The following is a 25679-nucleotide window of genomic DNA, read 5'->3' on the forward strand; positions in this document are numbered from 1 at the left end:
GAATTTTCCCGAGGTCCTTCGGCGGGAGCTGGACAAGCCGACGTGGACACGAGAGCTCGTGGCGCTCGGCACCGCCACGGATCCGTACCAGCCAATCGAAGGGCACTACAAGCTGACGCGCCGCACCATCGAAGCGCTCATCGCGGCGCGAACGCCGGTCGGTATCGTGACCAAGGGACCGATGATCGTGCGGGACGCGGACCTGCTCGCGGAGCTGTCGCGCGTCGCGAAGTGCACCGTGTGCCTCAGCGTGCCGACGGTGGACGAGGATGCGTGGCGCGCGCTCGAGCCCGGCACCGCGCATCCGCTGCAGCGGCTTCGAGCGGTCCGCAAGCTCCGCGAGGCCGGTATCAACGCCGGCGTGCTGATGGCGCCCGTCGTGCCCGGATTCACCACCCGGAGCGACAAGCTCGCCGCGACGATCAAGGCCTGCGCGGATCACGACGCGGCATTCGTCGGCGCGAACGTGCTGTACCTGAAAGGGGGGACGAAGGATCACTTCATGGGATTCCTCCGCCACTCGTTCCCCGACATGGTGCACAGGTACGAGAAGCTGTACTCAGGGGCGTACGCGTCGCCCGAGTACGCCGGAACGGTGCGCGCACTGATCGAGATGTTTCAGGAAAAGTACGATGTGAACCGGCGGACGCGGAGGGCCCGAACCGAGGACCTCCCCGCGCCGCCCCCCGCGGCAAGACAAGCCGGGCTCGATTTCTAGGCCGTCGCCGCCAGCGCCGGAAATCCGCCGCGCGCTTCCGAGACCTGGACCGTGACCTCGCCGTCCTCGACGGACGCGATGAACGCGGTCCCCTCGGCCCAGCGCTGGCTGATCGGCAGCTTCACCTTGGCCTCGATGACGCGCTTGAGGAACCGCGCGCCGTAGGCCAGGCTGTAGCCGTCGGTCACCAGCTTCTCGAGGGCCTCCGGCGTCACCGTCAGCGAACGGCCGGTCCGCCCCAGGGTCTCCTCGATCTGATCGATCTGCATCAGCGTGATCTGCCGCACTTCGTCCTTCGACAGCGGCGAGAACATCACGACTTCGTCGATGCGGTTGCGGAACTCCGGCGAGAAGCGCCGCTCCAGCTCGCGGTTGATCTCTCCCTGAACCTGCTCGACGCCGACCTGCTTCGAGTAGAAGCCGAACGGGTTGGTCAGCTTGCGGAAGTGCTCGCAGCCGATGTTCGAGGTCATGATCACGATCGCGTCGCTGAGATACACCCGCTTGCCGCGCCCGTCCGTGATCCACCCTTCGTCGAACGCCTGGAGGAACAGGTTCAGCATGCTCGGGCTCGCCTTCTCGACTTCGTCGAGCAGCACGACGCTGTAGGGCGAGTCCTTGAGCTGGTTGGTCAGCACGCCGCCGCGCTCCGATCCGACGATGCCGCGCGGCATGCCGATCAACTTGTCGACCGCGACGGCGCCGTCCTGGTACTCGGACATGTCGACGCGGATCATCTTCTTGGCGTCGCCGAACAGGAACTGCGCCACCGACTTGGCCAGCTCGGTCTTGCCGACGCCGGTCGGGCCGAGGAACAGCAGCACGCCGTCGGGCCGGTCGAAGCCGTCCTTCAACGGCCCCTTGTTCAGCACCAGGCGGCGGGCGACGGCGTCGATGGCGTTGCGCTGGCCGACGACCCGCTCGCCGAGCCGCGCTTCGAGGTCCCTGAAGCGGCTGGTGACGTCGCGGAACACCATGTCTTCGGGGATCTGCGCCACCTGCGAGATCACCTGGACGACGTCCTGCCCCTCCACTTCCCAGCGGCGATCGATCTCCGCTTTCACCGCCGCGGTATCGAGCCAGCCGATCACCTTGTCGGGAAGCTGCAGGTGCCGCATGTAGCGGGGGGACATCTCCAGCGCCGTCTCGATCGCCTCGTCCTTGATCCGCACCGAGTAGTTGCGTTCGAGGCGCGGCCGCAGGTTGTAGAGAATCGTGCGCGTCTGCTCGATGGTCGGCTCGGACACGTAGACGGCGCGGAAGCGGCGCGCCAGCGCCTCGTCCTCCTGGATGAACTGCTTGTACTCGCTCGAGGTCGTGGCGCCGATGATCCGGACCTCGCCCCGCGCCAGCACCGACTTGAAGACGTTGGCGGCGTCGGACGGCGCGCCGAGCGCCGAGCCGGCGCCGATCATCGTGTGGACTTCGTCGATGAACAGGATCAGGTTCGGCCGCTCCTTGATCTCGCGGATCACGTTCTGGATCCGGTCCTCGAACATGCCGCGCAGCATCGTCCCGGCGACCATGGTGTTCATCTGCAGGTTGACGATCTGGCAGTCGCGGATGCGGACCGGCACGGTGTCGGGCGCGAACTCGATGCGGCGGGCGAGCGCCTCGGCGATCGCCGTCTTGCCGACGCCGGGCTCGCCGAGCAGCAGCACCGAGTTGGCGCGCTCGCGGTGGCAGAGAATCTCGAGGACCCGATCCATTTCGGCGTCGCGGCCGAACACCGGCGGAATCTTGTCCTGCCGCGCGAGCTGGTTCAGGTTGGTGGCGAAGTGCTTCAGGAACGGCGGCAGCTCGAAGCGCTTCTTGAGGCGCTCCTCGCGCAGCTCGTGATCGCGCATCCGCGTCGCCAGGCGGCTGACCAGCGCCTCCGGTTCGATGCCGTGGCGGCGGATGATCGACACCGGGATCCCCTGGGTCTCCTCGAAGATGGCCGAGAACAGATCGGTCGCCTCGATGGTGTGCCGGCCGCAGCGGCTGGCGTGCAGCAGCGCGAGCTTGAACAGCAGCTTGGTCGACGGCGCGACGCGCAGCTCGCGGCCGGGCACGCTGGGCAGCAGGCGGAGGTGCTCTTCGAGCGCCTGAAGGATCTCGTGCGGATTCAGTTCGAGATCACGCATGACCTGGCCGAACATGTCCCACTCCGCCTGGGCGAAGGCGAGGCAGACGTGCTCGTTGGTCAGCAGCGCATGCTCACGGCGGCGGGCTTCGTCGAGCGCTCGGTCGACGACGCGCTCGGCCGAGTCGGCCAGCTTGTTCTGCGGAATGTCGAAATCTTCCACGAAGCCCCTCCACGAGTGCGCCCCATGCGCTTGCCGAGGGAGCAGCAATTCGCGCGCCGCATTTCCGGCGCATGCTGAGCTTCTTTAAATGACTGCAACGAAACAGGAAGGGAATTCGGGATGGCACTGCGGGCCACACGAGCGGAAGACGGTGTCCCGCCTTCCGCTCCCCCACAGTGGACGGGCGCTTCCGATCTGGCGTCAGCGGATGCCGCCGAGGAGCGCGGCGATGCGGGCCTCCGTCGGCGGGTGGCTGCTGAACAAACCGGCCAGCCCCGCGCCGGAGAACGGCTTCACGATGAACATGTGCGCCGTCGCGGGATTGGCCTGGAGCGGCACGCGCCGGGCGACGGCTTCGATCTTCCGCAGCGCGTCGGCCAGACCGTAGGGCGTGCCGGCGATCTGCGCGCCGGTCGCGTCTGCCGAGAACTCGCGCGACCGCGAGATGGCGAGCTGGATCAGCGTCGCCGCCAGCGGCGCCAGGATGATCATCGCCAGCAGCGCGATCGGGTTGTTGCCGCGGTCGCGCCCCTCGCCGCGGCCGCCATAGCCGCCGAACATCGCCATGAACTGCGCGCTCTGCGCCGCGAACATGATCACCGCGGCGAGCGTCGCCGCCACCGAGCTGATGAGGATGTCGCGGTTCTTGACGTGCGCCAGTTCGTGCGCAATCACCCCTTCGAGCTCGTGCTGGCTGAGCACCTGCAGGATCCCCTCGGTGGCCGCCACTGCGGCATGCGAGGGATTCCGCCCCGTCGCGAACGCGTTCGGCGACGGATCCGGAATGATGTACACCTTCGGCATCGGCAGCTGGGCCTGACGCGACAGCCGCTCGACCGTCGTATGGAGGGGATGGCCCGGCCCGACTTCCTGGGCGCGGTACATCCGCAGCACGATCTTGTCCGAGAACCAATACGAGCCGAAGTTCATCACGACGGCGAAAACCAGTCCGATCACCAGGCCGTTCGCGCCGCCGAAGTATTGTCCGATCGCGAGGACGATTCCGCTCAACAGACCGAGCAGGATCGCCGTTTTCAAGCCGTTGGGCATATTCGATATTACCGTGTATTCACGAGGGCCGGGCGAAGTCGGCGAGCAGGCCCGCGAGGAGCGCGGCGCGCCACGGGAGAGCGGAAATCTCCACGTGTTCGTGCGCCGCATGGGCGCCGTCGCCAACCGCCCCAAGGCCGTCCAGCGTCGGCACGCCCAGCGCCGCCGTGAAGTTGCCGTCGGATCCGCCGCCGGCGCTTCCCTCGCCCAGCTCGCGCCCCAGTGAGGAGGCCACGCGGGACGCGCGCGAGAAAAGCTCGAGTACGGCGGGACCGCGCTCCATCGGAGGCCGTTCGAAACCGCCTTCGATCGTAAGACGCGTGCCCGGGCGCCGCGGTTGCAGCCGCCGCAGCGCAACCTCGGCCGCCTCCGCCGCGGCGCGCGTCGGAGCGCGGACGTCGATCGTCGCCTCGGCCCGCTCGGCGACGACGTTGGGACGCGTCCCGCCGGCCACGAGGCCGACGTTCACGCTGACGCCGCGGGGCAGATCCTGCAGCCGCTCGATTTCGGCGATCTGCGTCGCCAGCTCGTGGATCGCGCTCGCCCCCTTTCCCGGATCGAGGCCGGCGTGCGCGGCGATGCCGTGGACAGTCAGCCGGAACTCGCCGCACCCCTTGCGCGCGGTCTTCAGCGCGCCGCCGGGCAGCGAGGGTTCGAGCACCAGGACGGCCCGGGATCGCATCGCTTCGGCTTCGATCTCGGCGCGCGAGCTGTCGCTGCCGATCTCCTCATCCGTCGTCCACAGCATCGTCACCGCCGGAGCCGGACCGCCGCTTTCGCGCAGCGCGCGGATCGCGGTGATCCCCAGCGCGATTCCCGCTTTCATGTCGAACACCCCGGGGCCGTGCAGCCGATCGCCGTCGCGGCGCAGCGGCATCTGTTCGATGGTGCCGATCGGCCAGACGGTGTCGAAATGGCCGAGGAGGAGCACGGGCGCGCCGCTCCCCGCCACACGCGCGCGGACGTGGTCACCGCGGTCCGCCCGCGCCAGAAGTTCGACGTCCCCTCCAAGCGTGCGCAGCATCCCGGCGAGCGCCTGCCCGCAGCGATCGACGGCCGCCTTGTCGGTGCTCGGAGACTCCAGACGGACCAGCGTGTCGATGGTGTCGAGCGTGAACGGCAACGCGTCCTGGCAGAGCTGGAGCAGAGCTTTCATGGCTGCTCCGGGCATCGTACCTCTGCTCCGGAACCGCGTGCGGCGCGCACGGCGAACCTGTCGACTCGGGACACCGGCGCCGTCTACATCGTCGACGGGATGCGATCAGGCGATCTGGTTACATCTATAATGTCCTTCATGTTGCTGCTCCTGGCCGCGTGCGCATTTCTCGCGCAGACGCCGCAACCGTTTCCGAAAGTCGGGCCGCCGCAGCCGGCTCCGACCCTGCCGCCCGCCGGCAGCCCCGCCGTGCAGGCGCCGGCTCAAGCCGTCGATCCCAAGACGACGCCCACTGAAGCCACGCTGGGCGTGCCGATTTATCCGGGGGCGGAGTTCCTGGTCTCCTACGATGCCGGCCGCAACCAGCGCTATTACCTGTTCGGCACCAACGCGGGCTTCGTCGAGATCGTCAACTACTACCGCACCGTGCTGAAACAGCGAGGCGAGCTCGTTTACGAAGCGCCGGGCGTGCACCAGTTCGACATCGGCCGGTTCCGCGAAGAGACGATGGCCTTCCCGCCCAGCGTCACCGTCAAGGACTACACCTGGGGCGGATCGGCCGGCTATCTGAACCCGAAACGCGGCCAGCAGCCGGCACGCTTCAAGACGGTCATCCAGATCGTCCCGAACCCGACCGTCCAGTAAGAAGCGGCGCGGCGGCACGCCCACGCGCGTCGGCGGCATCGCCGCGCGCGAGAGCGCCGGCGACGTCAGGCCGATCAAATCCCGCCGATCTCTTCACGACCCCGGCGCAGTCTTGATCACTTCGCCGGACGGCCGGCGAGAAACGCCGACACTTCCGAATTCAAGGGGAAGGCTGCGCCGATCCGCCGCGCGACCTCGGTGGCCGCGGTCAGATCCTTCTCGCGCAGCAGCATGTCCCAGAGCGCGAACTCCGCTTCCGCGTGGCTGAACGGGTCGGTCGGCGTGGCGGTGGCTTCGCGGATCATCGCCAGACCCTTCTTCTTGTTGCCGCCGCCCAGGATCCACCGCGTCCCCCACGGCATCCGCGTGGCGACGATGTATTCGATCCAGGCGCGGGCCACCTTGCCGCGCACGTGCGTCGGGTTCAGCTTGAGCAGCGCGTCGAGCGAGCGGCGTGCCTCCTTGTACTCGTCGAGGCCGGTCTTCTTGCCGAGGAGGCCGAGGTGCAGCCACACGAAGTTGAGATCGAGCTTGCCCAGATAGAAGAGCGCGGTCTCGTCGTTCGGCGCCTGCTTCAGCATCTCGCGGGCGAGCGCCTGCCCGTGCTGCTGATCGGCGGTGAAGGCGGCGATCACGTCGGCGCACGGCGCGCACGCCTTCAGCGCGGCGGACTTGTTGCCTTCGTTGTACGCATCCTGCCCCTTGAGGAGTCCGCGCAGCACGAAGAGCAGGGCGGTGGTGCGGACTTCGTCGTTGGCGAGATCGTGGGGGCCGTGCTCACGCAGCTTCAGCGCGAGGGCCGCGGCTTCCTTGTACTGGGCGTTGTAGAACAACCGCTGCGCGTCTGCGAGCGACTGCGCGTCGCCGCGCTCCGCGGTCAGCAGCACGGCCACGAGGACCGCGGCGCACGCCTTGATCATTCCTTGGGCACGTAGACTTCGCCGCGCTTGCGAAACTCGATCGATTTCTCTTCCATGCCGCGGCGCGCCGCGTCGTCGGCGGCGCCGGCCCGGATCTGCTGCGTCAGCTCCATGCTGCAGAACTTCGGCCCGCACATCGAGCAGAAGTGCGCGACCTTGGCTCCTTCCGCCGGCAGCGTCTCGTCATGGAAGGCGCGCGCCGTCACCGGGTCGAGGGCGAGATTGAACTGGTCCTGCCAGCGGAATTCGAACCGCGCCTTCGACAGCGCGTCGTCCCAGGCCTGCGCCCGCGGATGTCCTTTGGCGAGATCGGCGGCGTGCGCCGCGATCTTGTAGGCGATGACGCCGGCCTTGACGTCGTCGCGGTTGGGCAGGCCGAGGTGCTCCTTGGGCGTGACGTAACAGAGCATGGCCGTGCCGTACCAGCCAATCATCGCGGCGCCGATCGCCGAGGTGATGTGGTCGTAGCCGGGGGCGATGTCGGTGGTCAGCGGCCCGAGGGTGTAGAACGGCGCTTCCTGGCACCACTCGAGCTGCTTGTCCATGTTCTCGCGAATGAGGTGCATCGGGACGTGGCCGGGGCCCTCGTTCATCACCTGGACGTCGTGCTCCCAGGCGATCTTCGTCAGCTCCCCCTGCGTCTTCAGCTCGGCGAACTGCGCTTCGTCGTTGGCGTCGGCGATCGACCCCGGGCGCAGCCCGTCGCCGAGCGAGAACGACACGTCGTAGGCGCGCATGATGTCGCAGATCTCGCGGAAGTGGGTGTAGGTGAAGTTCTCCTGATGATGCGCCAGGCACCACTTCGCCATGATCGACCCGCCGCGCGACACGATGCCGGTGACGCGGCGCGCGGTCATCGGGATGTAGCGCAGCAGCACGCCGGCATGGACGGTGAAGTAGTCCACCCCCTGCTCCGCCTGTTCGATCAGCGTGTCGCGGTAGATCTCCCAGGTCAGCTCCTCCGGCCGGCCGCCGACCTTCTCGAGCGCCTGGTAGATCGGCACGGTGCCGATCGGCACCGGCGCGTTGCGCAGGATCCACTCGCGGGTCTGATGGATGTCGTTCCCGGTCGAGAGATCCATCACCGTGTCGGCGCCCCAGAGCGTCGCCCACCGGAGCTTCTCCACTTCCTCCTCGATGGAGGAGGCGACCGCCGAGTTGCCGATGTTGGCGTTGATCTTCACCGCGAAGTGGCGGCCGATGATCATCGGCTCCAGCTCGAGGTGGTTGATGTTGGCGGGGATGATCGCCCGGCCGCGCGCGACCTCGGATCGCACGAACTCGGCGTCGAAGCCTTCGCGGACGGCGATGAACTCCATCTCGGGGGTGATCTCCCCCTTGCGCGCGTAGTGGAGCTGCGTCACCGCCTGCGAGCCCCGCCGCGGCGCGACCCACGCGTCACGCAGCTTCGGGAGCCCGGCGCGGACGTCGTGACCGTGCGGTCCGCTCGCGTCGTAGACCCGCAGCGTCTCGCCGTTGGTCAGCGCGATCTCGCGCATCGGCACGCGGACGCCGCCGGGGCCGTCCACGTAGACCTTCGTGGAGCGCGGAAACGCCGATTCGAATGCGGACGCCGGCAGCGGCGAGTGACTGGGGCGGGTGCTCATGGGTGTGATTATGACCGTTTCGGGGCGAATGTTTTCCGGATCCGAACACCGCCGGCCAGGCGCGCGCGACCGCGCCGCGAAACCGGCGTCATTACACGTTACTCCTGCGCAGAACCTGGCACAACTCTCGCCTGCAGGCCTGGCGATGCCGACGCTGGTTGCGGACATCCGGTACGCGGTACGGGCGATTCTGCGGACGCCGGGATGGTCGACGATGGCGGTGCTGACGCTGGCGCTCGGCACCGGCACCAACACCGCGGTGTTCAGTTTCGTCGACGCGCTGCTCTTCCGCCCCGCGCCGGGCGTCCGCGCGCCGGGACGGCTGGTCACGGTCTTCACCAGCGACTTCAGCAGCGGTCCCTACGGGAACACGTCGTACCCCGACTACCTGACGATCGCCGCCGCCGTGCCGGCGTTCGACGGCGTGGCCGCGGAAGACAACTCGAACGTGGCGCCGGTCCGGATCGGCGACGCGGTCGAGCGGGCGCGCGTGTCGCAGGTGAGCGGCGGCTATTTCGCCGTCCTGGGCCTCACGCCGGCGCTCGGTCGTGCGCTCGACGAGGAGGATGCGACCGCCGGCGCTCGCCCGGTCGTGGTGAGCCACACGTTCTGGAAGCGGGCGCTCGCCGGCAGCCCGGCCGCACTCGGCTCGACGATTCGGCTGAACGACGCCACGTTCACCGTCGTGGGTGTCGCTCCGGCCGCGTTCCGCGGGCTCGGTCTCGCACGCGCCATCGACATGTGGGTTCCGCTGGCGCCGCCGGACAACACGCCGGATGCGCGCGGCGATCGCGCGCTCGCCGTCGTCGCGCGGCTGCGGAGCGGCGCCACCCTCGTCGAAGCGCAGCAGCAGCTCGCGGCGGTGTCGGCGCAGCTGGCGCGCGAGTATCCGGGAACCAATCTCGGCACCCTCGACCGGCCGCGCGAGCCGCGTCCCATGACCGTGACGCCGGCGACGCGCATCGGCCCTGCCTTCCGCGGCCAGGCGCTGTCGCTCGCCGCGGTGCTGATGGGTGGAGTCGGGCTGGTCCTGCTGCTCGCCTGCGCGAACGTCGCCAGTCTGCTTCTGTCGCGCTCGACCACGCGCACGCGCGAACTCGCCATCCGGCGGGCGCTCGGCGCGGGGTCGGGACGCATCGTCCGCCAGCTGCTGACCGAGACCGCCGTGCTGGCGTTCGCCGCCGCCGGGGTCGGGCTGCTCGTGGCCGCGTGGACGACCGAGATCCTTCCCTCGTTCTTTCCGGCGGAACAGGCCGGACTGCTCGAGACGACGCTCAGCTGGCACGTGCTGCTCTACGCGATTCTGCTGGCCAGCGTGGCGTCGCTGATCGTCGGCGCGCTGCCGGCGACGCGCTCGCTCGAGACGCCGCTCTCGGCGGCGCTGCGGGGGCACGGGGACATCACCGATCGCGCCGGCCCGATGCGCAACGCGCTGGTCAGCGTGCAGGTCGGAATCGCGTGCGTGCTGCTGGTCGGCGCGAGCCTGCTGGTGCAGAGCGTCGCGCACACCATCAACGCGGACCTCGGGTTCGGCGCGCGGGAGGCGCTGCTCGCGTCGGTGGAGCTGCCGGCGACGTGGAAGAAGCCGGCGGCGGACGCGTACCTCGAGGCGGCGCGCGAGCGCGCGGCGGCCCTGCCCGGGGTAGAGGCGACCGGCTGGGTGCGGACGCTCGCGCTGGCGCAGACGTCGCGGCGCGGCTTCACGGCGGAGGGCTATACCCACGCGCCGGGCGAGGATCGCGAGCTCAACGTGAATTACGCGTCCGCCGGGTATTTCGAGACACTGCGCATTCCGGTGCGGAGCGGACGCAGCTTCACCGCCGCGGACGCCGCCGGACCCAAGGTCATCGTCGTCAACGAGACGCTGGCCAGACGCTTCTTCGGCGGGAACGCGGTCGGCAAGCGCATGACCGACAGCAGCCGCACCGTCCTGGAGATCGTCGGCGTCGTGGGGGACACGAAGCACCTGACGGTGGCCGAACCCGTCCCGCCGCTCGTCTACTATCCGGTCGAACAGGCCCCGGTTCAGCGGTTGACGCTCGTGGCGCGAACGCGAGTGCCGCCGGAGCAGCTCGCCGAGACGGTCCGGCGCGAGCTGAGGCGGCTGAGCGGCGAGGTCGTCGTCTTTGCGCCGCGGACCCTGCGCGCGTACGTGGAAGGGGCGCTGGCGACGGAACGACTGACGGCGTCGCTGGTCTCCGTGTGCGGGCTGCTGGCGCTGGCGCTGGCCGTGGTCGGGTTGTACGGCGCGATCGCCTACATCGTCACGCGCCGCACGCGGGAGATTGGCGTTCGCATGGCGCTGGGCGCGACGCCGGATCGCGTCTTGATGCTGGTCGTCCGGCAGGGGCTGGGGATTGCGGGGGCTGGCATCGCGGTCGGCATGATCGCGGCGGCGCTGGCGGCGCAGTCGGTCCCGCTCGGGTTGTACGAGGTCACGCCGTTGGATCCGCGCACGTACCTGGTCGTGATGGTGGTGCTGGCGCTGACCGCCGGTATCGCCGCGCTCGTCCCCGCGCTGCGCGCCGTCCGCATCGACCCCGCGCGGGCGCTGACGCAGGACTGAAAAAGGGGACAGTCCCCTTTTTGCCGCCCACGCCCCCCGATTCAGGCCATTTTTTCGGCCGTTTTTAGCGAACTGGCCGGGGATCGTTCCTCCATTGACCGATCGCGTCCGGGGCCAACCGTCCTGGGGGTTTTCCGAATGCTTCGGCGCGAAAAGCCGCGGGGAGGGCTGAAAACGGGGACTGTCCCCTTTTCACGCCAGCTTCCGCAGGATCAGGCACTTCAAATAGTAGGTCTCCGGCACGTTGATCAGGATCGGATGATCGCGCCCCTGGGCCCGCTTCTCCACCAGCGACACCTCGACTCCCGCGTCCGCCGCCGCCGACGCCACCACCTCGACGAACATGGCTTCGCTCACGTTGTACGAGCAGCTGCAGGTCACGAGGAACCCGCCCGGCTTCAGCAGCTTCAGCGCGCGCAGGTTGATCTCCTTGTAGCCGGTCAGCGCCTTGCGGATCGCACTCTTGTTCTTGGCGAACGCCGGCGGGTCGAGGACGATGGTGTCGAAGCGCGCCCCGATCCGCTCCAGCTCGCGCAGCTCGTCGAACACGTTCATCGCCCGCGCCTCGACGTTGGTCAGCCCGTTGCGCGCCGCGTTCTCGCGGATCCTGGCGACGGCGTCTTCCGAAATGTCGACCGCCAGCACCGACTCGCACCGCGGCGCCAGCGACAGCGCGAACCCGCCGTTGTAGCTGAACGCGTCCAGCAGCCGTCCGCGCGCGTAACGCAGCGCCGCCTCGCGGTTCTCGCGCTGGTCGAGGAACAGCCCCGTCTTCTGCCCGCGCCAGGGATCGACCTGGTAGGTCACCGCGCCCTCGCGGACGTCGATCCGCTCCGGCACGCTGCCGTGCAGGATCTCGACCCGCTGCTCGAGACCCTCCAGCAGACGCACGCGCGGATCGTTGCGCGCCAGGATGCCGGCCGGCCGGACGAGTTCAACCAGCGCCGCGACGATCTCCGGCACGCGCCGATCGATCCCCTGCGACAGCGCCTGCACCACCAGGTAATCGCCGTAGCGATCGACGATCAGCGACGGCAGCCGGTCCGCTTCGCCGTGCACCAGACGGTACGCGGTCGCGTCGAGCGCCAGCGCGCCGCGGAACGCGATCGCCGCGGCGAGGCGATCGCGGACGAAGGACGGCGGCGGCGCGGCGGCCCCGTGCGCGATCATCCGCAGCGTGATCTCCGACCGCTCGCTGTACAGCGCGTGGCCGACGGCGCGGCCGCGCGCCCCGACCACCTGCACGAGATCGCCGCCGGCGGCGTCCACCTCCTCGACGTCGCTGCGATAGATCCAGGGATGCCCGTGGCGGGCGCGCTCCTCTCCACGGCGGCCGATGGTGACGCGCGGCATCGTATAATCCCATCTTATGCGCATCGCGATCGGCGCCGACCACGCGGGGTATCCGCTGAAGCAGCACCTGGTCGCCACGCTCGCCCGCCTCGGCCACGTCGTCCACGATCGCGGCACGCATTCGGAGGCGGCGGTCGACTACCCGCCGATCTGCGCCGACGTCGCGCGGCTCGTCACCAGCGGCCAGGCCGATCGCGGCATCGTCGTCGGCGGCAGCGGCCAGGGGGAGCAGATGGCCGCCAACAAGATCCGCGGCGCCCGCGCCGCGCTGTGCAACGATCTCTATACCGCGCGGATGTCGCGCGCCCACAACGACGCCAACGTGCTCGCGATCGGCGGGCGCATCGTCGCGTTCGGGCTTGCCGACGAGATCGTCGCGCTCTGGCTCGAGACGCCGTTCGACGGCGGCCGGCACCAGCGCCGCGTCGATCTCATCGCCGCGCTCGAAGGCACCCTCTAGTTAAAAGGATTGCATGGCCACCACCGAGACTCCTTCCCGCTGGCGGACGCTGGCCGACACCGATCCCGAGATCGCCGACGCCATCCGCCGCGAGCAGCACCGGCAGAACTCCGGGCTCGAGCTGATCGCGTCCGAGAACTTCGTCTCCCAGGCCGTGCTCCAGGCGGCCGGGTCGGTGCTGACCAACAAGTACGCCGAGGGATACCCGGGAAAGCGCTACTACGGCGGATGCGAGTTCGTCGACGTCGCCGAGTCGCTCGCGATCGCGCGCGCGAAACAGTTGTTCGGCGCCGACCACGCCAACGTGCAGCCGCATTCGGGAGCGCAGGCCAACATGGCCGTCTACTTCACGCTGCTCCAGCCGGGCGACACCGTCCTCGGGATGAACCTCGCCCATGGCGGGCACCTGACCCACGGCCACCCGCTCAACTTCTCCGGCAAGCTGTACAAGATCGTCCCCTACGGCGTCCGCAAGGATGACGAGCGCATCGACTACGACGAGCTGGAGACGCTCGCGCACGAGCACAAGCCGAAGATGATCATGGTGGGCGCGAGCGCCTACCCGCGGGTGATCGACTTCGCGCGGATCGGCGCGGTGGGCAACGCGATCGGCGCGCCGGTCGTCACCGACATGGCGCACATCGCCGGGCTGGTCGCCGCCGGCGTGCACCCGAGCCCGGTACCGCATTCCGATTTCGTCACGACGACGACCCACAAGACGCTGCGCGGCCCGCGCGGCGGCATGGTACTGTGCCGCGCGCGGTACCAGAAGGATCTCGATCGCACCGCCTTTCCCGGCATCCAGGGCGGACCGCTGATGCACGTCATCGCCGCCAAGGCGGTGTGCTTCAAGGAAGCGCTCGAGCCCGCCTTCGCCGAATACCAGCGGCAGATCGTCGCCAACGCCAAGCGCCTGGCGTCGGGTCTGTCGTCCGCCGGCTTCCGTCTGGTCAGCGGCGGCACCGACACTCACCTCATGCTGGTGGACGTGTTCTCGAAGGGGATCACCGGCAAGGCCGCGGAAGCGGCGCTCGGCAAGGCCGGCATCACCGTCAACAAGAACGCGATCCCGTTCGACCAGAATCCCCCGATGGTCGCCAGCGGCATCCGCGTCGGCACGCCCGCGGTCACCAGCCGCGGCATGCGCGAGCCGGAGATGGACCGCATCGCCGAGTTCATCGCCGCCGCGCTCGCGGCGCCCGACGATGACGCGGCACTGCAGCGCATCGAGAAGGAAGTCGAGGCCCTGTGCCGGAAGTTCCCGCTGTACCCCGAAGTCCAGGGCTAGCCGCCGCCGTCAACGCCGTCTTCGCCCCCGGCGGACCGCTCTCCACCGCGCTCGACGGCTTCGAAGCCCGCCCGGCGCAGCTCGAGATGGCGGCCGCGGTGGCCGACGTCTTCGCCGACGGCGGGATTCTCCTCGCCGAGGCCGGGACCGGCACGGGCAAGACGCTCGCCTATCTCGTTCCGGCGATCCTGAGCCGCCAGCGCGTGCTGGTCTCCACCGGCACGAAGAACCTGCAGGAGCAGATCTTCTTCAAGGATCTGCCGGTGCTCAAGCACACGCTCGGCGTCCCGTTCACCGCGGCCTACATGAAGGGGCGCGGGAACTATCTCTGCCTGCATCGCTTCGATGCGCTCAAGCAGAGCCCGGCGATCCGCTCGCGCGAGGAGGCCATCGCAATCGAGTGCATCGACGAGTGGTCGCGCGAGACCGAGACCGGCGACCGCGCCGAGATGGACGACCTGCCGGAGGATCTGCCGTTCTGGCCGGACATCGCCGCGACCGCCGAGAACTGCATCGGCGCCGACTGCCCCCAGTTCAACGAGTGCTTCGTCACCAGGATGCGGCAGCGCGCCGCCGAGTCCGACGTCGTCATCGTCAACCACCATCTGCTGTGCGCGGATGCGTCGGTGCGGCAGAGCGCGTTCGGCGAAGTCATCCCCTCGTGCCGCTACGCGATCGTCGACGAGGCGCATCAGCTGGAGGACGTCGCGACGCAATACTTCGGGCGGATGATCAGCAACTACCGCTTCGACGACTACGCGCGCGACGTCGACCGGGCGTTGTCGACCCGGCAGATCCCCGATCCCGACGCCGCGGATGCGCTGCGCGACGACGTCGAGAACGTGCGGGACGCGGCGCGGCTGTTCTTCGGCACGCTGCAGATGGTGCGCTTCGACGTCAAAGCGGGAACCGAGAGCCGGATCCGCGTGACCGCGGCGCAGCTCGAGCGTCTGGTCCCGGAAGCGACGAGCCTGACCCGTTCGCTCGAGGCGATTGAAGCGACGATCACGCTCACCAAGGACATCAGCGAAGACGTCATCGCACTCGGACGCCGGGCGGCGGACCTGCGCGAGGACGTGCGCTTCCTCACGCGCGCGGACGACCCGGGGCACGTCTACTACCTCGACATCCGCGGCCGCGGCGTGTTCCTGCGCGCGTCGCCGATCGACGTGTCGGACATCGTCCGCGAGATGCTGCTCGATCGAATGCAGGCGACGGTGCTGACCTCCGCCACCCTGACAGTGGACGGGCGGTTCGAGTACGTGCGCGGACGGCTGGGCATCCGGAACGCGCACGAAACGCGGCTCGCCTCGGAGTTCGACTACCGGCGCCAGGCGATCCTGTACCTGCCGAAGAAGATGCCCGATCCGCGCTCGTCCGAGTTCGTGGCGGCGGCGGGGCGCGAGGTGGTCGAGATCCTGAAGCGTACGGACGGCCGCGCCTTCGTCCTGTTCACCAGCTACAACAACCTGCGGCAGGTGCACGAGTTCGCGTCGACCCGCGTGCCCTATCCCATGCTGGTCCAGGGCAGCGCGCCGCGGTCGGCGCTGCTGCGCGAGTTCAAGCAGACGCCCAACGCGGTCCTGTTCGCGACCTCGAGCTTCTGGCAGGGGGTCGACGTCGTCGGCGAGTCCCTGAGCTGCGTGATCATCGACAAGCTGCCCTTCGCCTCGCCCGGCGATCCGATCACCTCGGCGCGCATCGAGGCGATCACCAACGGCGGCGGCAACGCCTTTGGCGAGTATCAGATACCGCTGGCCATCCTCGCCCTGCAGCAGGGGCTCGGCCGTCTGATCCGGCATCGCCGGGACCGCGGCGTGCTGGCGATTCTCGACCCGCGGCTGAAGACCATGGCCTACGGACGCAGATTTCTCGCCTCGCTGCCGCCCGCGCCTGTAACGCAGGACATCGAAAGTATCGATAAGTTCTTCGACCCCTCGGCTTAGCGCCCGGGGGTCGTTCGAGTGGAGTCGAGAAACGATGTCTGAATCGCGCGCGGCGGTCCGCCCGCTCCTGAAATGGGCCGGGGGGAAGCGCCAGCTGCTGCCCGAGCTTCGTCCGTTCTATCCGCGGGTGTTCGCGCGCTACGTCGAGCCGTTTCTCGGCAGCGGCGCGGTCTTCCTCGATCTCTACAACACCGGGCTGCTGGACGGACGGCGGGTGGCGCTGTCGGACATCAACGCCGACATCATCGGCTGCTATCTGATGGTGCGCGACCGTCCGGCCGCGGTGATCGCGGCGCTGCGCGCGCTGGAAGGGCGGCACCGCCGCCGCGGCGACACGCATTTCTACGACGTCCGCGACAACGCGTTCAATCCGACGCGGCGGGCCGTGCACGCGACGGCCGACCCCGCGGCGTCGTACACGCCGGCGCTGGCGGCGATGCTCATCTATCTCAACCGGACCGGCTTCAACGGGCTGTTCCGGGTGAACGCGCGCGGCGACTTCAACGTGCCGGCGGGGCGGTACCTGCGGCCGTTGATCTGCGACGACGCCAACCTGTTCGCCTGGAGCGCCGCTCTGAACCGGTCCGGGGTGACGATCGGCATGGCGTCGTTCGAGCACGCGCTGGCGGACGCGGGCCAGGACGATTTCATCTATCTCGACCCGCCGTACGCGCCGGTGAGCGTCACCTCGCGCTTCACCGCCTACACGGCGGGGGGATTCGGACCGGTCCAGCAGGAGCGGCTGCAACGGCTGGTGATCGCGCTGGCCTCCCGGGGCGCGTCGGTCCTGCTCAGCAATTCCGCCGCCCCGCAGATCAAGGCGCTCTACGCGCGCGACCGCCACGCCAGAACGGCAGGGTTGAAGGCGACGACGGTGTCGGCGAGGCGCGCCATCAACTCGCGCGCCGCCAGCCGCGGCGCCGTCGCGGAGTATCTCATCACCAACGTCGCTCGCCGCTCGGTGTAAAATGAGCCCCTAGCATTCGCAGAGGAGGATACCGATGACGGGCGCCACCATTCGCCGGACCCTCATGATTGCGGCCATGGCTGTTGCGGTTGCGATCGTGGCGACGCCGGCCTCCGCGCAGACCGGCCAGGTCAAGGGCAAGGTGGTCGACACCAAAGGCCAGCCGGTCGAGGGAGCGAAGATCACGCTGCTGAACCAGCAGACCAACCGCACGCTCGAGACCAAGACCAACAAGAAGGGTGAGTACATCCAGGTCGGGCTCGCGCCGGGCAAGTACCGGATCACCGCATCGAAAGACAGCCTGTCGGACACGGTCGACGTCGACATCCGCCTGGAAATGGCGACGCACGATTTCACGCTCGGCGCCGGCCGCGGCGGCGGCGGCGGGATGTCCAAGGAAGAGGTGGCGAAGGCCAAGGCCAAGGCGGAAGCCGCGACCAAGACCTTCAACGAAGGGGTCGCGCTCAGCAACGAGGGCAAGGGAGACGAAGCGATCGCGAAGTTCAACGAGGTGATCGCCTCGATGCCCAACTGCGTGGAGTGCTACGCCAACATCGGCACGGTGCAGACGCGCGTCAGGAAGTACGACGAGGCCGAGGCGGCGTTCAAGAAGGCGATTGAGCTGAAGCCCGACTTCGCCGAGGCGTACAACGGCCTGGCGAATCTGTACAACGCCCAGAAGAAGTTCGATCAGGCCGCCGAAGCGAGCAAGAAGGCGATGGAGCTGGGCGGCGCCGCCGGCGCCGGCGCGGCCGGCGGCAGCGCCTCGTCCGTCTTCAACCAGGGGGTCATCCTCTGGAACGCCGGCAAGATCCCCGAGGCGAAGGCCCAGTTCGAGCAGGCGGTGAAGCTGGATCCGAACATGCCCGACGCGCAGTACTGGCTCGGCATGGCGCTGCTCAACTCCGGCGACACCGCGAGTGCGAAGCCGAAGTTCGAGGCGTATCTGAAGCTGGCCCCGACCGGCCAGTACGCCGAGACCGCGAAGTCGATCGTCGCGACGATCAAGTAGCCCGTTTTCCGGCGGCGCGGCGCGGATCGTCGATTCGCGCCGCGGGCCGGTCAGCCGCCGCGTGGACAGCCAGGACATCGCCGCCAACCTCACCTCGATCCGTCAGCGGATCGCCGGGGCGGCCGCGGCGGCGGGCCGCAGCCCCGGGTCCGTGGCGCTCCTGGCGGTCTCGAAGACCTTCAGCGCCGACCACGTGCGCGCCGCCTGCGCCGCAGGGCAGCGGGACTTCGGCGAGAACAAGGTCCAGGAGGGGCTGCAGAAGATCGGCGAAACGGCCGATCTGGAGATCAGGTGGCATCTCATCGGCCATCTGCAGTCGAACAAGGCGAAGAAGGCCGCGGCCGCGTTCGCGGCGATCCACGCCATCGACTCGATCGATCTCGTCCGCCGGGTGGACGCGGCGGCGGCGGAGGCGGGTGCCTCGCCCGATCTGTTCGTTCAGGTGGATCTCGCCGGAGAAGCGACGAAGTTCGGCGCGCCCGAGGCGGATGTGCCGGCGATCGTGCGCGCCGCGGCCGGCTGCCGCGCCGCCCGGCTGCGCGGGTTGATGCTCCTGCCGCCCTGGTTCGACGACCCGGAGCAGGCGCGCCCGTACTTCCGGCGGCTGCGCGATCTGCGCGATCGACTGGTGGCGGACGGCATCGATCCCGACCGGCTGCGCGATCTCTCGATGGGGATGAGCCACGATTTCGAGGTGGCGATTCAGGAAGGGGCCACGCTGGTACGCGTCGGCACCGCGATTTTCGGCAAACGCACTGTGAGGACCTGATGTTCGAGCACAAGCCGACGCCCGCCGCCAGCGATCCGGTCGCGCCGCAGCCGCCCGAGCGGATGATGCGAATCACGCCGCTCGACATGCGGCAGCACCGCTTCAAGCCGGCGCTGCGCGGCTACGACAAGACCGACGTGGTCGCGTTCCTCACCGAAGCGGCCGACGACTACGAGCAGGCGATGCGCGAGATCGATCGGCTGCGCGGCGATCTGATGCGGATGGAGGCGCTGCTGGCCGAGCACCGGCAGCGCGAGCAGAACCTGCGCGACACGCTGCTGACCGCGCAGCGGCTGTCCGGCGAGCTCAAGGAGACGGCGCAGGCGGAAGCGAAGATGATCATCCGCGAAGCCCAGGGACGCGCCGACCTGCTGATCCAGAAGGCGCAGGTCCGCCTCGAGGAGCTCGATCACGACTGCAACGAGCTGCGGCTGCGCCGCCGCGATGCCGAGGGGTCGGTGGAAGCGACGATTCAGGCGCTCTACCGCGCGCTCGAGTTCATGCGCGATCAGGATCAGTCGCGCACCGACGACAAGGTCCTGCTCCACCGCCCGCGGCAGGTCGAAGCGCCGGCGCCCCCTCAATTCGAGGAGCGGAAGGCGTCGAGCTGACCGCTGGCCGCTGGCCGCCTTCCGCGATCCGCCGTCTGCTCTCCGCTTGCCGCTGTGCTCGCATGGTCCCGGCAGTGCTCGCGATTCGCGTCATCCCTCGGTCCCCGCGCACGCGCGTGGACGGCCGCCGGGGTGACGCGATCCTGATCCGCCTGAACGCGCCGCCGGTGGATGGCGCGGCCAACGACGCCCTCGTCGCCTTTCTCTCCGACGCCCTCGCTGTCCCCCGCCGGTCGATTGCCATCGTGAGCGGTCTGACCTCGCGCGACAAGCGGGTGCGGGTGGAGGGGATGGATACTGACACCGCAATCGCGCGTCTGCTGCCGGCGTGAGCGAACCGCTCCCTGTCCGGCCGTGGCCCCACACCCCGAACCTCGAACCGTCATGCTCCACATCCGCCACATCCGCCAGCTGATCCCCTGCGCCGGCCCGGCACCCCGCCGCGGAGCCGCGCAGCGCGACCTCCCGATCATCCAGGACGGCGCCGTGATCGCCGATGGCGAGCGGATTCTGTTCGCCGGACCCGAGTCCGAGCTGCCGGCGTCGCTCGTCGCCGCACCCGACGCGACCGTCATCGACGCCCGCGGACTCTCCGTCGTCCCCGGCTTCGTCGACGCGCACACCCACGCGATGTATGCCGGCGATCGGCGCGACGAACTGAGACGGCGCCTCGCCGGAGCCACCTACGCGGAGATCGCCGCGCAGGGCGGCGGCATCGTCTCGACCGTGCGCGCGACGCGTGAGGCGAGCGAGGACGAGCTCGTGGAGAGCACGCGCGCGCGGCTCGGCGAAATGCTGGCGTGCGGGACGACGACCGCCGAGATCAAGAGCGGCTACGGCCTGGATCTCGAGAGCGAGCTGAAGATGCTGCGCGCGATCCGGCGGCTCGCTGCCCGCCAGCCGATCGACGTCGTCCCCACGTTCATGGGAGCGCACGACATTCCGGTGGACTATCGATCGCGGCGCGACGACTACGTGCGGCTGGTGATCGATCGGATGATCCCGGCGGTGGCGGAGGAGGGGCTCGCGGAATGGTGCGACGTCTTCTGCGAGCAGGGCGTCTTCACGCCGGATGAGTCGCGGCGGATCCTCGAGGCCGGAAAGGGGCGCGGCCTCGAGCCGCGTATTCACGCCGACGAACTCGGGCCGAGCGGCGGATCGCAGGTCGCCGCGGACGTCGGCGCCCGATCCGCCGATCATCTGATCTTCGTGCCGGCGGAGGGAATTGCCGCGATGCGGCGCGCCGACGTCGTCGCCACGCTGCTGCCCAACGCCGCGTTCTATCTGAAGCTCGGCCGGTTCCCCCCGGCGCGCGCGCTGATCGACGCCGGCGTGCCGGTCGCGCTTGCCACCGACGTCAATCCCGGCGGCGGCTTCTCCCCGTCGATGCCGTTCGCCATGACGCTCGCCTGCTTCGGCATGGGACTGACCTTCGAGGAAGCGCTCTGCGCCGCGACGATCAATGCCGCCCACTCGCTCGATCGCGCGTCGACGGTCGGCAGCCTCGAACCCGGCAAGCTCATGGATGCGGTCCTGATCGATGGCGACGCGATCGAATTGATCCGCGTCGGCGCCGCCTCGGTTGCCGGCGTGGTGAAACGTGGCAAGATCGAGCGGCAAGCGGCCGGCGGACAGCGGCCGGCGGACAGCGGGGGCAACAGCGCGTGAAACTCACCGACACGACGATCACCGGCTTTCTCGACGCGCTGCGCGCTCCGGAGCCCACTCCTGGCGGCGGCTCGGCCGCCGCGCTTGCCGGCGCCATGGGCGCGTCGCTCTTCGCCATGATGGCGGGGCTGCCGAAATCCAGGGCGACGACGGCTGAAGATGCGGCGCGCCTCGCCGCGGCCGGGACGCGCTCGGCGGCGCTGGCCGATGAACTCACGATCCTGGTGGATCGGGACAGCGCGGCCTACGCGGACGTGATGGCCGCCTATCGCCTGCCGAAGGGAACCGCCGAGGAAAAGGCGGCCCGGTCGGCGGCCATTCAGAGCGCCATGCGCGGCGCCATCGCCGCGCCGCTGGACGTGATGCGTGCCTGCGCCGCCGCCGCCGAGCAGGGGGTCGTCGTCGCCGCGATGGGCAATCCCTCGGCGTCGAGCGACGCCGCGGTCGGCTTCGAGCTGCTCGGCGCCGGACTCCGCGGCGCGAAGCTGAACGTGGAGATCAATCTCGGCAGCGTCAAGGATGCCGAGTACGTGAAGCGCGTTCAGGCCGAGATCGAAGAACTCGAGCGCGCGATCGCACACGAAACCCGGGCGGCCAGGCAAGCGAGCTGATGCGAGCGGAAGCGAGAGAGCGTGGAGGGATGTCCGAGAGGCGGAGCCGCTCGGCCAATCAAGGTGTGGTGTATTCGAAGTCGAAGCGCCGCGCGTAGCCGGGCGCGAGCTGAATCATCTCGGCGTAGGCGACCTTGATCACCACCTTGTCGTTGGGCACGACGACGCTGCGGCGGCTGATCTCGATGAACTCCGGCTCGAGCGGGATCGCGTTGCGCCTCGCCGCGTCCATCACTTTCTGCTTCAGCGCCTCGTCAGGGTCTTTGGCGCCGAACAGCGCGATCTCCCGCACCGCGTCGTTGAACTGCTGATCGTGGAAGAACGCCACCGCCAGCCGCGCTCCCGCGTTGACCAGCGCGAGGAAGATGACCAGGCTGAGCAGCTTCTTGATCATCGGTCACCGGATCTGGTTGAAGAGACGCTCCCAGCGGGTCCTGGTGAAGAAATGCGTGACCACCGAGGCCAGGCGTTTCACCGTCGCGCCCAGCCCTTCGTCCAGGTAGTCCTCGCGTCCTGACTCGTACGACCAGTAGATCAGCAGCGCCCTGCCCTTGATGTAATGCCGCGGCAGGAAGCCCCAGTAGCGGCTGTCCTGCGAGTTGTCGCGATTGTCCCCCATCACGAAGTACTGGTCGGGCGGCACCGTGACCGGCCCGAACCGCTCGCGCAGATCGTAGGACGTGACTTCCTGGTATTCGTTCGACGGCGGGGTCAGGAAGTGGACGTAGGGCTCGTCGAGCGGCCGGCCGTCGACGTGCACTTTCTTGTTCTTCAGCTCGATGGTTTCTCCCGGCAGGCCGATCACCCGCTTGATGAAATCGCGATCGGGCTCGTCGGGATACTTGAAGACGACGATGTCGCCGCGGCGGATCGGGCGCACCGGCAGGACCTTGCGACCGATCGCCAGCGGCGTCGGCCCGAAGACGAACTTGTTCACCAGCAGGTGGTCGCCGATCAGCAGGTTGTTCTCCATCGACCCGGTCGGGATCTTGAACGCCTGCACCACCCAGGTGCGGACGAACAGGGCGAGGATCACCGCGATGACGATCGATTCGAAGTACTCGCGGACGACCGACTTCTTGAAGGTCGAGCTCATTCCTGGCCCACCTTGAGTACGGCCAGGAACGCTTCCTGCGGGATCTCGACGCGGCCGACGCGCTTCATCCGCTTCTTGCCTTCCTTCTGCTTCTCGAGCAGCTTGCGCTTGCGCGAGATGTCGCCGCCGTAGCACTTGGCGAGCACGTTCTTGCGCAGCGCCTTCACCGACTCGCGCGCGATGATGCGGCTCCCGACCGCCGCCTGGATTGCCACCTCGAACATCTGCCGCGGAATCAGCTCGCGCATCTTCGAAGCCAGCGCCCGTCCGCGCGGATAGGCGTTGTCACGGTGAACAATCACCGAGAGCGCGTCCACCGGTTCTTCGTTGACCAGGATGTCGAGCTTGACGAGCGGCGACTCCCAGTAGCCGGTGACATGATAATCGAGCGAGGCGTAGCCGCGCGAAATCGTCTTCAGCCGATCGTAGAAGTCGAGGACCACCTCGTTGAACGGCAGCTCGTAGGTGATCATCACGCGGTCGCTGGCCAGGTACTCCAGCCCCTTCTGAACGCCGCGCTTCTCCTGGCACAGCTCCAGGATCCCGCCGACGTGGGCCGACGGCGTGAGGATCGTGGCGGTGATCACCGGCTCTTCGATCTTCTCGATCCGGCCGGCGTCGGGCAGCTTCGCCGGCGTGTCGATCTCCTGAACCTGGCCGTCGGTCGTCGTCACCCGGTACAACACGCCCGGCGCCGTCGTGATCAGGTCGACGTCGAACTCGCGCTCGAGCCGCTCCTGAACGATCTCCATGTGGAGCAGGCCGAGAAAGCCGCAGCGGAAGCCGAAGCCCAGCGCCGCCGAGGTCTCCGGCTCGAAGTGAAAGGAGGCGTCGTTGAGCCGCAGCTTCTCGAGCGCGTCGCGCAACTCCGGGTACTCGCTGCCTTCGACCGGGTAGAGGCCGGCGAAGACCATCGACTTCATTTCCTTGAAGCCCGGGAACGGCTCCGCCGCCGGATTGGCCGCCTCGGTGACGGTGTCGCCGATCTGCGCGTCGCTCACCGTCTTGATTGCGGCGAAGATGAACCCGACCTCGCCGGCGCCGAGCTCCTCGACCGGCGTCGACTTGGGGCAGAACACGCCGACCTGCTCGACCTGATACTCCTGCCCCTTCGCCATGAACTTGATCTTCATGCCGGCGCGCATCACGCCGTCAATCACCCGCGTGAGGATGATGACGCCGCGATAGGGGTCGTACCACGAATCGAAGATCAGCGCCTTCAGCGGTGCGTCCGGATCCCCCTTCGGCGGCGGCAGGCGGTGGACGATCGCTTCGAGGATCTCGTGAACGCCGGTGCCCTCCTTCGCGCTCGCCAGAATCGCGTGGCTGGCGTCGAGGCCGACGATGTCTTCGATCTGCCGCCTGGCTTCGTCGGGCTGCGCGCCGGGCAGATCGATCTTGTTGATGACCGGGACGATCTCCAGGTTGTTGTCGACGGCGAGATACGCGTTGGCGAGCGTCTGCGCTTCGACCCCCTGCGAGGCGTCGACGATCAGCAGCGCTCCCTCGGAGGCGGCCAGCGACCGCGTCACCTCGTAGGAAAAGTCGACGTGCCCCGGCGTGTCGATCAGATTGAGGATGTAGGTCTCGCCGTCGTCCGCCTTGTAGGTCAGGCGCACCGCGTGCGCCTTGATGGTGATGCCGCGCTCGCGCTCGAGATCCATCGAGTCGAGCACCTGCGCTTCCATTTCCCGCTTCTGGAGCGCGCCCGTCATCTCGAGAAATCGATCAGCGAGCGTCGATTTGCCGTGGTCGATGTGGGCGATGACGGAGAAGTTGCGGATGCGGCTCTGGTTCATGCAGGTGATCGCTAAAGTATAGCACCCGCATGAGTTAGTGCTAGGCGCGCGCGGCGCGGCGTTCGTGCTCCAGCAGCCACTGCTTGCGCCACTTGCCGCCGCCGTAGCCGCACAGCGTCCCGTCGGCGCGGATGACGCGATGGCAGGGGACGATGATCGCGAGCTGGTTCTGGCCGTTGACGCGGCCGATGGCGCGGACGGCCCCGGGCGATCCGACTCGACGGGCCATGTCGCTGTACGAGCGCGTCTCGCCGTAGGGGATCTCGCACAGCGCGTTCCAGGCAGCGAGCTGGAACGGCGAGCCGTGCTGCTTCAGCGGGATGTCGAACTCGCGCCGCGTGCCGGCGAAGTACTCGCGCAACTGATCCGCCGTGCGCTGCAGGATCGGATGGTCGCCCGGCACGATCGGCGCGCGCAGCTTGGCGCGCAGGGCGCGCAGCTCCGTCTCCAGCGCGCGGCGATCGACGAACTCGAGGAGCTCGAGCCCGCCGTCGCACGCGATGGCCAGCATCGGCCCGAGCGGCGTTTCGATCCAGGCGGCGGTGAGCAGCGCGCTCGCCCGCGCGCGCCCGGGCGTGTCGCCGAACACGCGGGCGAACGCCTCGCGGAAGCCGCTGTCGGATTCGAACCCGGCGTCCATGCCGGCATCGATCGTCGGCGCGCCGGCGTGCAGCGACTTCATCGCCGTCCCGAGGCGGCAGGCGCGCTGATACGCCTGGAACGTCATGCCGAACGACCGCTTGAACGTCCGCCGCACCTGCACGGGATCCAGTCCGCGCGCCCGCAGATCGTGATCGCGGAGCTTCAGATCCGGGCGCCGGCGCAGCTCGTCGAGGAGCGGCGTCAGCCAGTTCGGCGCGGCGGCGCCGGCGGCCATCGGCTCGCACAGCTGGCACGGCCGGTAGCCGCGGTGCAGCGCCTCCTGGATGGAGGGGGCGTACTCGACGTTCTCGGGCTTCGGCTTCCGCGCGTGGCACGTCGGCCGGCAGAAAATTCCGGTCGTCCGGATGCAGGCATAGAACAGCCCCTCGAACGACTGGTCGCGCTCGACGAGCGCGCGGTACATCTCGGCGGTGGAAGGGAGAGTCATCATGGGCGCAGGTTACGCGCCTGCGCCCATTGTCCGCCACCGGGGTTTGAACAGGCAAT

General features: G+C 68.8%; 23 protein-coding genes. 13 read left to right on the forward strand and 10 right to left on the reverse strand.

Annotated features, from left to right (window positions below; genetic code table 11):
* On the forward strand, positions 1 to 718 hold a 718-nt coding region (locus VFK57_11800; protein ID HET7696386.1), incomplete at its 5' end, for a radical SAM protein.
* Here the strand turns inward: VFK57_11800 and VFK57_11805 are convergent.
* From VFK57_11805 to VFK57_11815, 3 genes are all read right to left on the reverse strand, one after another.
* Entirely contained in the window at positions 715 to 3006 is a 2292-nt protein-coding gene (locus tag VFK57_11805; GenBank protein ID HET7696387.1) for an ATP-dependent Clp protease ATP-binding subunit, read from the reverse strand. The genes VFK57_11800 and VFK57_11805 overlap by 4 nt on opposite strands.
* Positions 3007 to 3207: 201 nt before the next feature.
* Positions 3208 to 4044: a zinc metalloprotease HtpX gene (locus VFK57_11810; GenBank protein ID HET7696388.1), complete on the reverse strand. Its 837-nt coding sequence runs from the start codon at positions 4042 to 4044 to the stop codon at positions 3208 to 3210.
* 31 nt (positions 4045 to 4075) lie between these two features.
* Complete coding sequence (locus VFK57_11815) at positions 4076 to 5212, reverse strand: M20 family metallopeptidase (GenBank protein ID HET7696389.1); 1137 nt, start codon at positions 5210 to 5212, stop codon at positions 4076 to 4078.
* Positions 5213 to 5350: 138 nt separating this feature from the next.
* On the opposite strand from VFK57_11815, the gene VFK57_11820 reads away from it, so the two are divergent.
* On the forward strand, positions 5351 to 5857 hold the full coding sequence (locus VFK57_11820) for a hypothetical protein (protein HET7696390.1): 507 nt from the start codon (positions 5351 to 5353) through the stop codon (positions 5855 to 5857).
* A 116-nt stretch (positions 5858 to 5973) separates the two neighbouring features.
* On the opposite strand, the gene VFK57_11825 is transcribed toward VFK57_11820, so the two are convergent.
* Both VFK57_11825 and thiC read right to left on the reverse strand, forming a co-directional pair.
* Positions 5974 to 6777, reverse strand: coding sequence for a hypothetical protein (locus VFK57_11825; GenBank protein HET7696391.1), 804 nt, complete (start codon positions 6775 to 6777; stop codon positions 5974 to 5976).
* Complete coding sequence (gene thiC, locus VFK57_11830) at positions 6774 to 8384, reverse strand: phosphomethylpyrimidine synthase ThiC (protein HET7696392.1); 1611 nt, start codon at positions 8382 to 8384, stop codon at positions 6774 to 6776. The genes VFK57_11825 and thiC overlap by 4 nt, the downstream gene beginning before the upstream one ends.
* Positions 8385 to 8529: 145 nt before the next feature.
* On the opposite strand from thiC, the gene VFK57_11835 reads away from it, so the two are divergent.
* Positions 8530 to 10950, forward strand: a complete 2421-nt coding sequence (locus tag VFK57_11835) for an ABC transporter permease (GenBank protein HET7696393.1) — start codon at positions 8530 to 8532, stop codon at positions 10948 to 10950.
* A gap of 192 nt (positions 10951 to 11142) precedes the next feature.
* Here the strand turns inward: VFK57_11835 and VFK57_11840 are convergent, their stop codons facing one another.
* Positions 11143 to 12303, reverse strand: a complete 1161-nt coding sequence (locus VFK57_11840; protein ID HET7696394.1) for a class I SAM-dependent rRNA methyltransferase — start codon at positions 12301 to 12303, stop codon at positions 11143 to 11145.
* A 16-nt stretch (positions 12304 to 12319) separates the two neighbouring features.
* Here VFK57_11840 and rpiB point away from each other — a divergent pair, with 16 nt between their 5' ends.
* The 10 genes from rpiB to VFK57_11890 all read left to right on the forward strand — a co-directional run bounded on the left by rpiB (position 12320) and on the right by VFK57_11890 (position 21635).
* Complete coding sequence (rpiB, locus tag VFK57_11845) at positions 12320 to 12763, forward strand: ribose 5-phosphate isomerase B (protein HET7696395.1); 444 nt, start codon at positions 12320 to 12322, stop codon at positions 12761 to 12763.
* Between the two features lie 13 nt (positions 12764 to 12776).
* Positions 12777 to 14051, forward strand: a complete 1275-nt coding sequence (glyA, locus tag VFK57_11850) for a serine hydroxymethyltransferase (GenBank protein HET7696396.1) — start codon at positions 12777 to 12779, stop codon at positions 14049 to 14051.
* Positions 14012 to 15997, forward strand: a complete 1986-nt coding sequence (locus tag VFK57_11855; protein ID HET7696397.1) for an ATP-dependent DNA helicase — start codon at positions 14012 to 14014, stop codon at positions 15995 to 15997. The genes glyA and VFK57_11855 overlap by 40 nt, the downstream gene beginning before the upstream one ends.
* Before the next feature lie 34 nt (positions 15998 to 16031).
* A complete protein-coding gene (locus VFK57_11860) occupies positions 16032 to 16964 on the forward strand; it encodes a Dam family site-specific DNA-(adenine-N6)-methyltransferase (GenBank protein HET7696398.1) in 933 nt (310 codons plus the stop codon).
* A 76-nt stretch (positions 16965 to 17040) separates the two neighbouring features.
* Positions 17041 to 17976, forward strand: coding sequence for a tetratricopeptide repeat protein (locus VFK57_11865; protein ID HET7696399.1), 936 nt, complete (start codon positions 17041 to 17043; stop codon positions 17974 to 17976).
* Positions 17977 to 18037: 61 nt separating this feature from the next.
* On the forward strand, positions 18038 to 18745 hold the full coding sequence (locus tag VFK57_11870) for a YggS family pyridoxal phosphate-dependent enzyme (protein ID HET7696400.1): 708 nt from the start codon (positions 18038 to 18040) through the stop codon (positions 18743 to 18745).
* The gene (locus VFK57_11875) at positions 18745 to 19356 is read left to right on the forward strand and encodes a DivIVA domain-containing protein (protein HET7696401.1); all 612 of its coding nucleotides are present in this window, start codon (positions 18745 to 18747) and stop codon (positions 19354 to 19356) included. Before VFK57_11870 ends, VFK57_11875 begins: the two co-directional genes overlap by 1 nt.
* A 62-nt stretch (positions 19357 to 19418) precedes the next feature.
* Positions 19419 to 19688 carry a DUF167 domain-containing protein gene (locus VFK57_11880; GenBank protein ID HET7696402.1) on the forward strand — a complete coding sequence of 90 codons (270 nt, stop codon included), beginning with the start codon at positions 19419 to 19421 and terminating at the stop codon, positions 19686 to 19688.
* 52 nt (positions 19689 to 19740) lie between these two features.
* The gene (gene hutI / locus VFK57_11885; protein HET7696403.1) at positions 19741 to 21024 is read left to right on the forward strand and encodes an imidazolonepropionase; all 1284 of its coding nucleotides are present in this window, start codon (positions 19741 to 19743) and stop codon (positions 21022 to 21024) included.
* Positions 21021 to 21635: a cyclodeaminase/cyclohydrolase family protein gene (locus tag VFK57_11890; protein HET7696404.1), complete on the forward strand. Its 615-nt coding sequence runs from the start codon at positions 21021 to 21023 to the stop codon at positions 21633 to 21635. Before hutI ends, VFK57_11890 begins: the two co-directional genes overlap by 4 nt.
* A gap of 58 nt (positions 21636 to 21693) precedes the next feature.
* On the opposite strand, the gene VFK57_11895 is transcribed toward VFK57_11890, so the two are convergent.
* From VFK57_11895 to VFK57_11910, 4 genes are read right to left on the reverse strand one after another with little or no spacing between them, the layout of a single operon-like run.
* The gene (locus VFK57_11895; GenBank protein ID HET7696405.1) at positions 21694 to 22029 is read right to left on the reverse strand and encodes a hypothetical protein; all 336 of its coding nucleotides are present in this window, start codon (positions 22027 to 22029) and stop codon (positions 21694 to 21696) included.
* A 3-nt stretch (positions 22030 to 22032) separates the two neighbouring features.
* A complete protein-coding gene (lepB, locus tag VFK57_11900) occupies positions 22033 to 22731 on the reverse strand; it encodes a signal peptidase I (protein ID HET7696406.1) in 699 nt (232 codons plus the stop codon).
* On the reverse strand, positions 22728 to 24530 hold the full coding sequence (lepA, locus tag VFK57_11905; GenBank protein HET7696407.1) for a translation elongation factor 4: 1803 nt from the start codon (positions 24528 to 24530) through the stop codon (positions 22728 to 22730). The genes lepB and lepA overlap by 4 nt, the downstream gene beginning before the upstream one ends.
* 40 nt (positions 24531 to 24570) lie before the next feature.
* Positions 24571 to 25623: a methylated-DNA--[protein]-cysteine S-methyltransferase gene (locus VFK57_11910; GenBank protein ID HET7696408.1), complete on the reverse strand. Its 1053-nt coding sequence runs from the start codon at positions 25621 to 25623 to the stop codon at positions 24571 to 24573.
* Between the last annotated feature and the right edge of the window lie 56 nt (positions 25624 to 25679).

This window comes from Vicinamibacterales bacterium, assembly GCA_035699745.1.
Lineage (GTDB): Bacteria > Acidobacteriota > Vicinamibacteria > Vicinamibacterales > 2-12-FULL-66-21 > JAICSD01.

What these genes read in the sequence shown, in the direction of transcription:
- thiC (HET7696392.1), bottom strand. Translation starts at nt 8,384, where the DNA reads ATGAGCACCCGCCCCAGTCACTCGCCGCTGCCGGCGTCCGCATTCGAA.
- lepA (HET7696407.1), bottom strand. Translation starts at nt 24,530, where the DNA reads ATGAACCAGAGCCGCATCCGCAACTTCTCCGTCATCGCCCACATCGAC.
- VFK57_11860 (HET7696398.1), top strand. Translation starts at nt 16,032, where the DNA reads ATGTCTGAATCGCGCGCGGCGGTCCGCCCGCTCCTGAAATGGGCCGGG.
- VFK57_11865 (HET7696399.1), top strand. Translation starts at nt 17,041, where the DNA reads ATGGCTGTTGCGGTTGCGATCGTGGCGACGCCGGCCTCCGCGCAGACC.
- VFK57_11875 (HET7696401.1), top strand. Translation starts at nt 18,745, where the DNA reads ATGTTCGAGCACAAGCCGACGCCCGCCGCCAGCGATCCGGTCGCGCCG.
- VFK57_11835 (HET7696393.1), top strand. Translation starts at nt 8,530, where the DNA reads ATGCCGACGCTGGTTGCGGACATCCGGTACGCGGTACGGGCGATTCTG.
- VFK57_11895 (HET7696405.1), bottom strand. Translation starts at nt 22,029, where the DNA reads ATGATCAAGAAGCTGCTCAGCCTGGTCATCTTCCTCGCGCTGGTCAAC.
- VFK57_11825 (HET7696391.1), bottom strand. Translation starts at nt 6,777, where the DNA reads ATGATCAAGGCGTGCGCCGCGGTCCTCGTGGCCGTGCTGCTGACCGCG.
- VFK57_11880 (HET7696402.1), top strand. Translation starts at nt 19,419, where the DNA reads ATGGTCCCGGCAGTGCTCGCGATTCGCGTCATCCCTCGGTCCCCGCGC.
- VFK57_11820 (HET7696390.1), top strand. Translation starts at nt 5,351, where the DNA reads ATGTTGCTGCTCCTGGCCGCGTGCGCATTTCTCGCGCAGACGCCGCAA.
- glyA (HET7696396.1), top strand. Translation starts at nt 12,777, where the DNA reads ATGGCCACCACCGAGACTCCTTCCCGCTGGCGGACGCTGGCCGACACC.
- rpiB (HET7696395.1), top strand. Translation starts at nt 12,320, where the DNA reads ATGCGCATCGCGATCGGCGCCGACCACGCGGGGTATCCGCTGAAGCAG.
- VFK57_11815 (HET7696389.1), bottom strand. Translation starts at nt 5,212, where the DNA reads ATGAAAGCTCTGCTCCAGCTCTGCCAGGACGCGTTGCCGTTCACGCTC.
- VFK57_11840 (HET7696394.1), bottom strand. Translation starts at nt 12,303, where the DNA reads ATGCCGCGCGTCACCATCGGCCGCCGTGGAGAGGAGCGCGCCCGCCAC.
- lepB (HET7696406.1), bottom strand. Translation starts at nt 22,731, where the DNA reads ATGAGCTCGACCTTCAAGAAGTCGGTCGTCCGCGAGTACTTCGAATCG.
- hutI (HET7696403.1), top strand. Translation starts at nt 19,741, where the DNA reads ATGCTCCACATCCGCCACATCCGCCAGCTGATCCCCTGCGCCGGCCCG.
- VFK57_11910 (HET7696408.1), bottom strand. Translation starts at nt 25,623, where the DNA reads ATGATGACTCTCCCTTCCACCGCCGAGATGTACCGCGCGCTCGTCGAG.